A 12,644-nucleotide genomic window follows, 5' to 3' on the forward strand; every position below is an offset into this window, starting at 1 on the left:
ACAAGTATACTTCTACGTTAAGTTTAAGGCTATTTCGTTTTCCAGCTTTTGTCCGTTCTCAAACTGGTCGAGGCTCCGGAAGGTAGTGGTGGCAATTTCCTGCAGGGCTTCTCTGGTAAAAAAGCCCTGGTGTGCAGTGATCAGTACATTCGGGAAGGTCATCAGCCGTGCTATCAGGTCATCGAGTATTACTTTTTCCGAGAGGTCCTTAAAAAAGAGGTGCTCTTCCTGTTCATATACATCTATGCCAAGGTAACCGAGTTTTCCGGTTTTAAGTGCTTTTATTACATCTTTGGTGCTTATCACTGCGCCTCGGCTGGTATTGATAAGCATAGCCCCGGTCTTCATTTTAGCAAGCGCTGCTTTATCTATCAGGTGGCGGGTTTCGGGGGTAAGCGGGCAGTGCAGCGAGATGATATCGCTTTGCTGCAGCAATTCATCCAGTGAAGTATAAATTACTCCATATTGCTTCAACTCCTCAAAAGGGGCAATATCAAAGGCCAACACTTTACAGCCAAAACCCAGCATGATATGGCAAAAGCAGTTACCAATTTTACCTGTGCCGATAACGCCAACAGTTTTGCCAAACAGGTTAAAGCCAAGCAGCTTTTCCAGGGAAAAATTGCTTTCGCGCACACGGTTATAGGCTTTATGAGTTTTGCGGTTTAGGGTAAGTATAAGGGCAACGGCATGTTCGGCTACTGCCTGCGGCGAGTAAGCAGGCACCCGCACCACTTTTATATGGTTTGCTGCAGCGGCGTGCAGGTCTATGTTGTTAAAGCCTGCACTGCGTAATGCAATTAGTTTTACGCCACATCTGGCCAGCTCTTCCATCGTGTGCTTATCAGCTTTGTCGTTCACAAATAAACAGATAGCATCAAAAGCTTCGGCCATTTTTACAGTGGCGGCAGTCAGTGGCTCGTTGAAATAGGTTAGATTATGCCCGGTATTATACTTGTCCAGGTACTCCTGATCGTATTGGCGGGTACTGAAAACAGCTACTTTCATAGGCAGCGTTATAAGGTTCCGGAACTATAGTTAACGTGAGCTGCGGATTAAGGCTTTACTATAACCTTTTTATATTAACTTGAGTTTTACAAAGTTGTAATTGTATTTATACTTATCTGTAACGATGAAAGCATACGTAGTGAATGAACCCGGCGGACCAGAAAGCCTGCAGCTAACGGAGCTGGAAAAGCCAACTATTAAGGACAACGAAGTACTGGTAAAGGTAAGAGCAGTTAGCATAAACCCGGTAGATACCAAAACCCGCGAAGGAAAAGCTCTATTTAACACCTTAAAAGAAACAGCACCTGTTATACCTGGCTGGGACATTTCGGGGGAAGTGGTAGAAGCAGGAAAGGATGTAACATATTTTAAGCCTGGCGATGAAGTTTTCGGGATGGTAAATTTTCCGGGGCATGGCAGAGCCTATGCTGAGTATGTAGCAGCACCTGAAGCGCACCTGGCACATAAGCCCGAAAACATACCTCACCACGAAGCTGCCGCCGCTACTTTGGCTGCACTTACAGCCTGGCAGGTATTGGTAAACGAAGCCGATATACAACCAGGACAGCGTGTGCTTATACATGCCGCAGCAGGGGGCGTGGGTCATTTTGCCGTACAGATCGCTAAATATTTTAAAGCCTTTGTGATCGGTACCGCCTCTGCCGAGAATCATGATTTTATCCGGAACATGGGCGCCGACGAGCAAATAGATTATAATGAGTATAAGGTAGAGGATGTAGTGATGGATGTGGACCTGGTGCTTGACTCGCTGGGAGAAGAGAACACCCGCCGCTCTTTAAACTGCCTGAAAGATGGTGGTAAGATCATATCTATACTTGGCGGAGCGAAGGAGGCTGTGCAGGAAGAAGCAAAAAAACGCAACATAGAAGCTAGAAGTTACCTGGTGCACTCCAGCGGAGAAGACCAGGCTAAAATTGCCGACCTGCTAAGCCAGGGAAGACTGACTGCACACGTATCGCATGTGTATGATTTTGAGGATATGGCCAAAGCCCACGAGCAGGTAGAAACCCATAAAACCCGCGGCAAAGTAGTAGTACACGTTAGCTAAAAACCAACTATAAATACTGTACCATGACACAAACCAAAAACCTGGAAGTATGGCTGCGAGGACCGCTGCCTGATGTGCCTGCTTTGCTGCAACCGGTGGCCCATGCTTTGCTGCAAGCCCGCGAAGAAGTAGAGAATTTTATGCGCGATGTACCGGAAGATTTGATCTGGGAACGGCCAGCCGGTGTGGCGTCGGTGGGGTATCATCTGCAGCACCTGGTTGGCATCCTCGACAGGTTACTGACCTACGCCCGCGGCGAAGCACTGACCGAAGAGCAACTGGCCTACCTATACGCCGAAGGAAAACCTACCAAAGCAACAGCGCAGGAACTGGTGCAGCAATACCATGAAGAAGTTGATAAGGCCCTGGAGCAAATAAGGAAAACCGAAGAGCAAACCTTAACGGAAGTGCGCAGGGTAGGGCGTTCGCAGGTGGAGTCTACGGTTATAGGGTTGCTGTTTCATGCGGCAGAGCATAGCATGCGGCATATAGGCCAGCTGCTGGTAACAGCACGGGTGCTGCGCGGTCAGGCTTACGAAGTATAGCTTTGGCTATACTTCGGCCTTCATAAAATCGAAAGCGCCTTTGCGCAGGTTTATACCATGCTCCAGGTACGCTTTAAGGCATGCCAGGAAGTTGGCCCAGCCAGCGGTATTGCCTTTCAGCCAGTTCAGGCCGGCTTCGTTATTTTCCATTTCCTTTTCGGTGATGGTTACAACGGTGGCATTTTCACCTTTCGGTGTAAGGTTAATCTCAACCAGCAGTTCATTTCCGTCTGTGCCATCCCAGTAATAAGCTATGTAGTTGTCTTTTTCGATTTTACCGACTCTGACAGGGAATGTCTCCTCAAACTCCGGAAACTTCCAGGTCAGGGTTTTGCCTTCCTCCATGCGACCGGAGCCTTCAGAAATAAAGTAATTAGACATTTTAGCCGGGTCAACTATGGCTTCGAATACGTCATGGGCAGGTTTAAGCACCTGTAAGGCTGTTTTGATTTCGAGTTTCTGGTTTTCCATGTTAGTTTATACTTGCAGCTTTAAACCAAGGGGTTAAAAAGTTGTGGTTTTTAGTCTGATGTTCGCATCTCTGTTCCTTCCAGCAGGTTAGCGGATCTTTCAGCTTTTTATAGTTATAGAGGCCCAACGTAACCCATGCTTTGCTTAATCCTCTATTGCCTCGATACCAAGTTGCTTCAGTCGCTCAAGGTGCTCCTTCATGGTGTTGAGCTGTTCAGGGGAGTGACCCTGCCAATCTGTGACCTCGCCTACGACACGAAGCGGATTCCGGGAACGGTATGATTTCGTTGGATTGCCTGGAAATTTCTTGTCCGTTAAATTAGGGTCATCTTCGATAGGGCCTGTTGGCTCTACTATATAAATTCTGCCTATTCCTTCGCCTTGGGCAAGTTCAGCTCCCAGATAGCAGCATCCAGTGTAGCAGTCAGATACACAAAAGATGCCCTTTTCCGGGTGCCATAGTTTGAATTAAAACCTGGTTCAATCAGGTCTCCCTGCTTCAGATCAGACTTTGTGCCATGGTAGAACTTCTCCGAGTTCAGGTCGTGGGCATCCGCTGTTAGCTTGCCCTCACTTTTGTTCGTTTTCATTGTTGCTATATTTTTTATGAGGATCTTTATGTTCTATGAGGCAGCTGTTATCAATTACTAACGGTTAGTATAAACTGCACGCTAGACCGTCGGCCGAAGGATGACTTTTATACAGTGTTAGCCATCGCTTTTTATATTTTTAGCCTTATATAACTATAATCATCTTCCCTGGGTATACCATTAATTTCTATCACTTTATCTAGAGGTAGTATCTGGATAATTAGTGTGCTTGGTGATTCCCAGTAAAACTCATATGGTGACCATTTCTGTTGATTTATCTCAATGAACTTAATTAAGTTCTGTCCATTGTTTTCAATCCTGAATACCTGAATCCCTAGTGGCGGCCCTTCCAGACCGTATGGCATTGAGAGGCTTGCAAGCATTTTTTTGTCGGGGGAGATGTAAGGTCTAGTCCAGGTTGTATCTAGTTTTCCTGTTGTTTTGTCAACCAGATAACATTCATAGTGTTCCCAAAAGATCCTTCTACAAGATATTTATTGATTGACTTAATCTGCCCTGCATACTTATATTCTCTGATGTCTTCATCATCAGATTCAGGGCTGTTCAACGTGTCTCTGAATGCGGTTAGAAATTTCCAATTTCCGTTAGTTAGCACCTGTAGTACACCGTCCTTCTTCCGTGAGTTAGTCGTGTCTGTTGTTAGTGCGTCTGAATAAGCTTTTTTAGCCCTATCAAAATCCGCTTTTGTAGCCTTGTCAATAGAATACGCTACTGACGCTGTTTCCTTTTCTTCGGTTGGTTTTGCTTCTACTGCTGGACTTTTGGTTTCGTTGTTTATCTGAGCTTTTTCTTCTGCTTTTGCAGCTTCAGACGGTTTGCTACTACAGCTAAAAATGAAAGCAATTGTCAGGAGAGGCAGTATATTTTTCATTTTTAAATTAGGCTAACGTTACTCGTGCAGCCAATAAGCAAAGTGTAAATGAGTATAAAGGCTGCACTTTGTTGTATGAGGTTTTTAATTAATTTCTTTCAGGTCCGTCTTTAATATCCATAGAGCGGTTGGCTTCTCATTATGGCATTCAAGTCCAAGGGCTTTTACATCACAGTCAAATTGAAATAAAACTCTGTTTTTGTTAGGGAAACCCAACTCGTCTGCATGATTTACTATGATGCCTTGCTCTTTAATTAATTTCCAATAGTTCTCACTCTCATTACATTCTTTGTCAGGAGTTTCTGTTCCATTGAAAGTATAAAGCATAAATCTTTGTCCTTTTTTCATTATTGCAAATGACATACAATGGTTAGTACAGGCTGCGAACAAGGCGTAGCTGAAGTATGAAGCCTGTGCAATGTTGTACTAAGCTTTTCTTATTTAAGTAGAAGAATCTTCCATAGAAGTTAACATCCATTTGCCTTTATTTTTATTGAAAACATATGTGAAGTAAACTCCAGTATCTTCTAAGGTGTAAATCATAGTTACTGTACTGTTACTTTCTTCTTTTTTCTCAAGATGATGCTCTCCAACCTGCATTTGGGAAAAGTTTATAAATAACCAATCTTCTTTACTAATGTATCGTGTTACAGACCCTATATCTTCCATTAATGTGATTTTGTATGGAAACTCTACTCTCGAAAGTTGAAAAACTGAATCTGACGAAAACTTCAGGAAAAAGCTGTCAAAGTATTCATTGTTGGTCTTTTCTTCTTCAATATTACCAACATCAACAGCGTCCGACTTACTAAATCTGGAAGATGTGTTTTCTTTAGCAATGTTTTTGGTAATGTCATTAGCGACCCGTGTATTGTCGCAGCCAACACTAAAGAGCATTATTACAAGACAAAGTAATTTCATAGTTTAAGTTAAGTACAACTCCCAGATAAACCAAAACATCGCTTACCTGCACTATATATGTGGTTGTGTAAGTTAAGGGGTGGTAATTGAATATTATCTAATCCACCTTAAGTATTCAGCTCTCAATATATAAAATTTGCCTGTCATTTACCCATAAAGAATAAACGGCCTGCTACTTTTCAGTAACAGGCCGTTTTATAAGTATAGCTAACTATAGTTTAATTAAGGGTGCTTTTGCAGAAAACATCAGACAGGTTCTCCATGTATTTCTGGCCGGAACCGGTGTTTAGCAACAGGATATTTTCATCCTGAGAGATATATCCAGTTTCCAGAAGTTTACGGGCAGCCATCCACACGGCAGCGCCTTCCGGGGCTACAAACAAGCCTTCGTTTGCACCCAGTTCTTTTAACCCGGCTACCATTTCGGCTTCAGTTATACTTATGGCAGTGCCCCCGGAGGCATGTATGGTTTGCAGCATAAGCGGCTCGCCTAAGGGGCGAGGCACAGCCAGGCCATTGGCTATAGTTGGTTTACCTATATAATTCTGTGCGTTTGGTTGTCTGCCACTTAATGTCTCGATTAGCGGCTGGCAGTTAGCGGCCTGCACTGCTACCATGCGTGGCAATTTTATAGTTGGTGCAAGCCAGCCAAGCTGTTGCATTTCCTTAAAGGCTTTCCAGATACCGATCAGGCCAGTGCCGCCACCGGCAGGGTAAAGTATAACGTCGGGCAGGTTCCAGTTCAGTTGCTCTGCAATTTCATAACCCATGGTCTTTTTCCCTTCCAGGCGGTAAGGCTCTTTCAGCGTCGATACATCCAGCAGTTCGTTGTTACTGTTCAGTTCTTTTACTTTAGCAGCGCAGTCGTTTATCAGGCCATCTACCAATATAACTTCGGCACCATACCAGTAGCACTCATCCCGGAACGCTTTAGGCGTATGGCGCGGCATTACAACCAAAGCGCGCATGCCTGCTTTGGCACAATATGCGGCCATGGCAACCCCGGCATTACCGGCAGTAGGTATAATGCAGCCCTCCACACCGTGCTCTTTTGCTTTGGATATGGCCATGCTTAAACCACGTGCTTTAAAAGATCCGGTTGGGTTCTGGCCTTCGTCTTTTAGTTGCAGCGAGGTAAGCTCGTACTTTGCGGCTAGGTTGCTAAGGGTAAGTATAGGCGTAAAGCCTTCGCCAAGGCTAACTATATTTTCCTGGTGCAGCACGGGCAGCATTTCCTGGTAGCGCCACATGGTGCCTTCGCGGTGCTTCAGTACCTCTTTGGTAAGTTGCTTATTGGTTTCGTAACGGGCAAGCAGCGGCAAATGGCAACACGGCGATACGGTTTGTTTTTCGTAGGCAGAATAGGGGGAGCCACAGCGCGAACAGGTCAGGGTGCTTAGGTGGCTCAGGCGGTAGTTTAGGGTTGTTTCCATATCTTTATCTACGGCAAATTGCAGTACTGATATGACGAAACAAAATAGCAAAAAGGAATAGGCTATGCCATTTTGGAATAGTGGCGTTTGGTAAACTGGATGAAGTCTTTGTAAGGAAAATTGTTCTCGGTGCCTTTGCGCTGTATAAAGTTAAAGCTCCGCCTTACGTGCAGGTCAGCAATAGGCACTTCCACCAACTCACCAGACTCCAGCTCTTTCAAGACGGCCTGACGTGGCAGAAAAGAAAGGCAGGTATCTACCCGCACAAAGTTTTTCAGGGCTTCGGTACCTCCCAGTCTGATCTTGATTGGTAGTTCGCTCAGCCTGATCTTCTTTCGCTCAAGGGCATCTTCCAGCACAGCTAACGTACCTGAACCTCTTTCGCGCAGGGCTAACGGGATATCATACAGGTCTTTTACTTCGAGCTGCATTTTTTTGAGCGGGTTACGTGACGAGCAAACAGCTATCACATCATCCGTTAGAAAAGGAGTATAGGTAACGTTACTTACTTTACTAATTCCTTCTACAATGCCCAGGTCCAGTTCATGGTCCAGCAACGCTTTCAGTATGTTCTCGCTGTTGCGGTTTTTGAGGGTAAGCTGCACGTTGGGGTTCTTCTGAAGGTAAGCAGACAGCACCGGGGGCAAAATGTAAAGCGAGATAGTTGTACTAGCGCCAAGTACCATATTTACCTGTGGTGAAAAGTTCTCGCTTAGCTGCTTAAACTCATGGTATAGCTCGTTCTGGAGTTGCTTGGCTAGCAGCATTTTTTCGTAAAGCATTTTGCCGGCAGGGGTAAGGGCTACACTATTGCCTAACCGCTCAAATAAACCGGTCTTGTAGTACTCTTCCAGTGCTTTTACCTGCTTGCTAATAGCAGACTGACTGATAAATAGGCTCTGGCTGGCTTTGGTAAAGCTGAGCAACCGGGCCACTTCCATAAATATTTCGTGCTTATGCGAGAGCATACTTTTTTGTTAGTTACTGTTACAAGTATAACGGTTGTTTTATAACTATAATGATAAGTGCTGACTGATTATAGGAAAGCTCCTTAAGTTAATTATCTTAGAAACTATAAACGCCCTGCCACTTTTCAGCAGCAGGGCGTTTTATAAATATAGTAACTATAGTTTAGTAATCATCGCGCTCTATGGCGGCTACGCCTGGCAGGGTTTTGCCTTCCATGTACTCCAGCAGTGCACCGCCACCCGTCGATACATAAGATACCTTATCAGCGTAGCCAAACTTGTTAACAGCTGCAGCGGAGTCACCGCCGCCAATCAGCGAGTAAGCACCCATGCGTGTTGCATCCACAACAGCATCGGCAACAGCTTCGGTACCTACCGAGAAGTTCGACATCTCAAACACACCCATCGGGCCATTCCAAAGTATAGTTTTAGAGTTGCGGATAACTTCGGCATACATTTCGCGGGCAGTCGGGCCAATGTCCAGGCCCATCCAAAGTGGCTTAATGTGGTGGCTTAGACTGGTGTCGATGTTGGCGTCGTTGCTGAACGCATCAGCCACTACAGAGTCAACCGGGATCATCAGGTTCACGCCTTTTTCGCGGGCCATGGCAATCAGTCGCTTCGCCAGGTCAATTTTATCTTCTTCTACCAACGATGAACCGATCTGGCCACCATCTGCCTTCACAAACGTATAGCTCATGCCGCCACCAATCAGCAGGTTGTCCACGCGGTCCATCAGTTTCTCGATGATCAGGATCTTATCGGAGATTTTGGCACCACCCATGATAGCGGTGTAAGGGCGCTCGGCATTACCCAGTACACGACGTGCATTGTCGAGCTCGGCCTGCATTACGTAACCCATCATTTTATCTTGCGGGAAGTAGCGTGCTATAACTGCCGTTGAAGCATGCTCACGGTGAGCAGTTCCGAAGGCATCGTTCACGTACACATCACCCAGCGTAGCCAGTTCTTTGGCAAAATCAGCATCGCCTTTTTCTTCATCCTTATGGAAACGCAGGTTCTCGAGTAGCAGTATTTCGCCTGGTTTTAGCTCCTGCGCCAGCTGTGCCGCCTGTGGCCCAACGCAATCTTCCGCAAACAACACATTAGTGTTAAACTCCTGCGATAAACGGTTTACCAAGTGTTTCAGCGAGTATTTCTCTTCAGGACCAGCTTTCGGTCTGCCCAAATGCGACATCAGGATAACAGCGCCACCATCGGCTAAAATTTTCTGAATAGTTGGTACAGCCGCTCTGATGCGTGTATCGTCGGTAATGCGGTAATCCGAATCGAGTGGTACGTTAAAATCTACCCGCACCAGCGCTTTTTTGCCGGCGAAGTTATACTGGTCTATCGTTCTCATGTAGTAAGGTTATAGTTTTATTTCTGTTTACGTTGTTCGTGTTTCAGCTTTTTTTGTTGCTGAAATTTAAAAGGATGAACAAATATAGTAAAAACGGTATAGTTTGTCTGGTTAAGGATAGATACCCCTTCCCAATCTTCCTCTATAAACAGAGGAGGAGTTTACCTGCCTCAGCCCCTCCTTGTCTAAGTTGGGGAGCTTTTCTGCTACTCCGGTAGTTGAAGCTATAGTTTCATAGTTCCCGTTGAAACACCCCTGTAGTCCCCTCAAGGGGACAGTTTCTGCTTTTGCTATTTCAAATCAGCAGCGCGATGCCTAAAGACGGGGCCCCGCGGCCGTGAGCGCACCAATGTATAATTGAAACTATAGGCAAGTAGAGCTCCCAGGATTGGAGGATACTATAAAAGTATAGCTTGGTTCAAGTAAGTATAAACAATAGCCATTAAACAAATAAGATGTCTCGGCTTCGCTCGACATGACAAAGAGAGGAATCAAAAACTATACTATTGAACCTATACTTCCAGTTATCAATTCTAAATAAAACTCTTAAGTTTTACCCTTATTAATTAACGCTTCCAATTTATTACCTTTGCAGGAATGAGAGTAGGAATAATTTTCGGTGGGCCGTCGCGTGAGCGCGAGATCTCGTTTGCAGGTGGCCGTACGGTTTACGATAACTTAGATAAAGCCCTTTTTGAAGCTGTTCCGGTGTTTGTGGACAGCCTGGGCAACTTTATACTTTTAGACTGGCATTTTATCTATAAAGGTACGATCCGTGACTTTTACCCGCCTGTTGATTCACTTCCTGAAAGTGAGCACGGCCTGCAGGTGTACCTGGAGTCGCTGGGTGATCTGAGCATTGAAGAGCAGGATAAGATCATAGCCAAAGCTGGTAAGCGTCTACAGCCAAACGAATTCAAGAACCATTTTGATTTTGCTTTCCTGGCGCTGCACGGCCCGTACGGCGAAGATGGCTCTATTCAGGGCTTGCTGGAGTGGTATCATATTCCTTATTCCGGTTCTGGTATACTTCCGTCGGCGATAGGTATAGATAAGGTGACGCAGAAGGAAATGCTGAAACAGCATGGCTTCCCGACACCTGATTACCGCATCATCAACTATAGCCAATGGTCTGAAAAGCAGAACCGACCACAGATATTTGAAAAACTGGTAGCTGACCTTGGCTTACCATTGGTGTTAAAAGCGCCGCACCAGGGTTCATCTATCGGGGTTTCTATAATTAAAGAGCAGGATTTTGCTGCTTTTGAGGCGGGTGTAGAACGCAGCTTCTTTACCAAAACTATCTACAAAGCACAGTGGCTGGCGATGGGCGAGGAGAAACAGCTGATGAGCATCAAGCAACTGGTGGATATCCGTGAAGGTATCGGGATGCCGGTGCAGTTGGAGAACGGAACTATAGTTTACCACCCCGAAGAACTGTTCAACCATATCAATAAAACATTTACTTCTTCTGCCACCGACAGCATCACGCTTACGAACATTGAACATGAGCAGCAGGTGTTGGTAGAATCGTTTATACGAGGTAAGGAGTTTTCTTGCATTGTGGTGCAGGATGAGCAGGGTGAGCCAATCGCGTTGCCTCCAACCGAGATCGTGAAGGGCAGTGAAGTATTCGACTACCGTTCGAAATACCTGCCTGGACTGAGCCGTAAAATTACACCAATTAACCTGCCAACAGAGCAGATCCAAAGTATAAGACAAGCTACCAGCCGACTGTTCACAGCCTTCGGATTTAACGTGTATGCGCGTCTGGATGGCTTTATTACAGATAACGGTGAGATTTTCCTGAACGACCCGAACACAACGTCAGGAATGTTGCCGTCGTCGTTCTTCTTCCATCAGGCCGCTGAAATTGGGCTTAACCCTTCCCAGTTCCTGACCTATATTATCCGCACTTCTGTTTCTGAAAGGCTGAAGTCTGGCAAGGATACCGTGAAGCTGACAAAGCTGCTGGCTGAGCTGGATAAAAGTATAAAAGAAGAGCAGGCGCACCGTCATGATAAAATTCGAGTGGGTGTGATCATGGGTGGTTACTCTTCGGAGCGCCATATTTCGGTGGAGAGTGGCCGTAATATTTACGAAAAGCTTTCTTCATCTGTAAAGTATGAGCCGGTTCCGGTTTTCCTGACTGGCAGCAACGAAGAGCATCGTTTGTATACTATCCCAATCAATATCATGCTGAAGGATAATGCAGACGACATTAAAGAGAAGGTTTTATACTTCGAGAATGGTGGCAAGCCGCACCCGGTGCTAGCCCAAATTGCAGAAGAGGCAGAAAGTATAACCCGCAAGTATACCGGCAGCACGCTACAGGAGCCACAGCGCATTAGTTACAGCCAATTGAAGAACCTGGTTGATGCTGTGTTCATTGCGTTGCATGGTCGTCCGGGTGAAGATGGTGCTTTGCAGACGGAGCTGGAGAAACTATACATTCCGTACAACGGTTCCGGTATCCGCTCGTCGCAGATAACTATAAACAAGTACGAAACCAACGAGATACTTGCCAGGCACGGGGTACCGGTAGCGCACCATAGAATGGCATGGAAAGAAGATTGGCTAAAGGATAAAGAAGCATTTTTCCAGAGCTTAGAAGCTGAATTTAAATATCCGTTCATTGCCAAGCCAGCCGACGATGGTTGCAGCTCTGCTGTTAAGAAGATTAAGAACCGCGCTGAACTGGAAGCCTTTACGACATTGATCTTCCGTGAAATGGAGGAGCTGGATACAGAATGTGCACGCACCTTGTCGCTAGGTTTTAAAGAGGAGTTTCCTAACAAGCAGGGCTTTTTGGTAGAAACACTGATCTCCAGAAACGGCGCAAAGCACTTCCTGGAAATTACCGGTGGTTTGCTTACAACACATGCTCCGGATGGCAGCGTGAACTACGAAGTGTTTGAAGCATCGGAAGCGCTGGCTGAGGGAGAAGTACTTAGTTTAGAAGAGAAGTTCCTGGCTGGTGAGGGGCAGAACATTACGCCTGCGCGTTATGCTGCTGATCCAGAGCGCCGCCAGAAAATATCAGACCAGGTAAAGGAAGACCTGAAGCGTGTGGCCCAGATCCTGAACATTGAAGGTTATGCCCGAATAGATGCCTTTGTGCGTGTGCTGGAAAACGATGAAGTGGAGACAATCATCATAGAAGTAAACTCGCTGCCAGGCATGACGCCGGCAACCTGTATCTTCCACCAGACTGCCATCAACGGCTATAAACCTTACGACTTCATCGACCGCATCCTGACCTACGGCGTGGAGCGCACCAGAATGAAAGCAACAGTATAGTTAAAAGTTAAAAAGTTTATAAGTTAGAAAGTTGATTATAGTTAGAGAGTTTGGGAGTTAATGAGTTTAGGAAGTAGAAATCTT

At 45.7% G+C, this 12,644-nt stretch carries 11 protein-coding genes and 1 pseudogene; 3 read left to right on the forward strand and 9 right to left on the reverse strand.

The genetic code is table 11. The features are described 5' to 3' along the window. Positions 1 to 12: 12 nt before the first annotated feature. The gene (locus MJ612_RS02170; protein ID WP_187029013.1) at positions 13 to 1,008 is read right to left on the reverse strand and encodes a 2-hydroxyacid dehydrogenase; all 996 of its coding nucleotides are present in this window, start codon (positions 1,006 to 1,008) and stop codon (positions 13 to 15) included. A gap of 124 nt (positions 1,009 to 1,132) precedes the next feature. Here MJ612_RS02170 and MJ612_RS02175 point away from each other — a divergent pair, with 124 nt between their 5' ends. Both MJ612_RS02175 and MJ612_RS02180 read left to right on the forward strand, forming a co-directional pair. Further along, positions 1,133 to 2,077: an NADP-dependent oxidoreductase gene (locus MJ612_RS02175; protein ID WP_187029015.1), complete on the forward strand. Its 945-nt coding sequence runs from the start codon at positions 1,133 to 1,135 to the stop codon at positions 2,075 to 2,077. 23 nt (positions 2,078 to 2,100) lie between these two features. Beyond that, positions 2,101 to 2,622, forward strand: coding sequence for a DinB family protein (locus tag MJ612_RS02180; RefSeq protein ID WP_187029017.1), 522 nt, complete (start codon positions 2,101 to 2,103; stop codon positions 2,620 to 2,622). Between the two features lie 6 nt (positions 2,623 to 2,628). Here MJ612_RS02180 and MJ612_RS02185 read toward each other — a convergent pair whose 3' ends face one another. From MJ612_RS02185 to MJ612_RS02220, 8 genes and pseudogenes are all read right to left on the reverse strand, one after another. After that, a complete protein-coding gene (locus MJ612_RS02185; RefSeq protein ID WP_187029019.1) occupies positions 2,629 to 3,093 on the reverse strand; it encodes an SRPBCC domain-containing protein in 465 nt (154 codons plus the stop codon). 144 nt (positions 3,094 to 3,237) lie between these two features. Next, positions 3,238 to 3,581: pseudogene (gene arr / locus MJ612_RS02190) on the reverse strand (NAD(+)--rifampin ADP-ribosyltransferase). A gap of 526 nt (positions 3,582 to 4,107) precedes the next feature. Further along, on the reverse strand, positions 4,108 to 4,575 hold the full coding sequence (locus MJ612_RS02195; RefSeq protein WP_187029021.1) for a hypothetical protein: 468 nt from the start codon (positions 4,573 to 4,575) through the stop codon (positions 4,108 to 4,110). An 84-nt stretch (positions 4,576 to 4,659) separates the two neighbouring features. Then, positions 4,660 to 4,938 (reverse strand): hypothetical protein, encoded by a 279-nt coding sequence (locus tag MJ612_RS02200; protein WP_187029023.1) that lies wholly within the window; start codon positions 4,936 to 4,938, stop codon positions 4,660 to 4,662. Between the two features lie 78 nt (positions 4,939 to 5,016). After that, entirely contained in the window at positions 5,017 to 5,496 is a 480-nt protein-coding gene (locus tag MJ612_RS02205; protein ID WP_187029025.1) for a DUF4348 domain-containing protein, read from the reverse strand. A 218-nt stretch (positions 5,497 to 5,714) separates the two neighbouring features. Further along, positions 5,715 to 6,929: a threonine synthase gene (locus MJ612_RS02210; RefSeq protein ID WP_187029027.1), complete on the reverse strand. Its 1,215-nt coding sequence runs from the start codon at positions 6,927 to 6,929 to the stop codon at positions 5,715 to 5,717. A 62-nt stretch (positions 6,930 to 6,991) separates the two neighbouring features. Next, positions 6,992 to 7,897 carry a LysR family transcriptional regulator gene (locus tag MJ612_RS02215; RefSeq protein ID WP_187029029.1) on the reverse strand — a complete coding sequence of 302 codons (906 nt, stop codon included), beginning with the start codon at positions 7,895 to 7,897 and terminating at the stop codon, positions 6,992 to 6,994. Between the two features lie 163 nt (positions 7,898 to 8,060). Next, the gene (locus MJ612_RS02220) at positions 8,061 to 9,260 is read right to left on the reverse strand and encodes a phosphoglycerate kinase (RefSeq protein WP_187029031.1); all 1,200 of its coding nucleotides are present in this window, start codon (positions 9,258 to 9,260) and stop codon (positions 8,061 to 8,063) included. A gap of 597 nt (positions 9,261 to 9,857) precedes the next feature. On the opposite strand from MJ612_RS02220, the gene MJ612_RS02225 reads away from it, so the two are divergent. Then, entirely contained in the window at positions 9,858 to 12,560 is a 2,703-nt protein-coding gene (locus MJ612_RS02225) for a D-alanine--D-alanine ligase family protein (RefSeq protein WP_187029032.1), read from the forward strand. The last annotated feature ends 84 nt before the right edge of the window (positions 12,561 to 12,644 follow it).

It is taken from the genome of Pontibacter deserti (assembly GCF_023630255.1).
GTDB lineage: Bacteria > Bacteroidota > Bacteroidia > Cytophagales > Hymenobacteraceae > Pontibacter > Pontibacter deserti.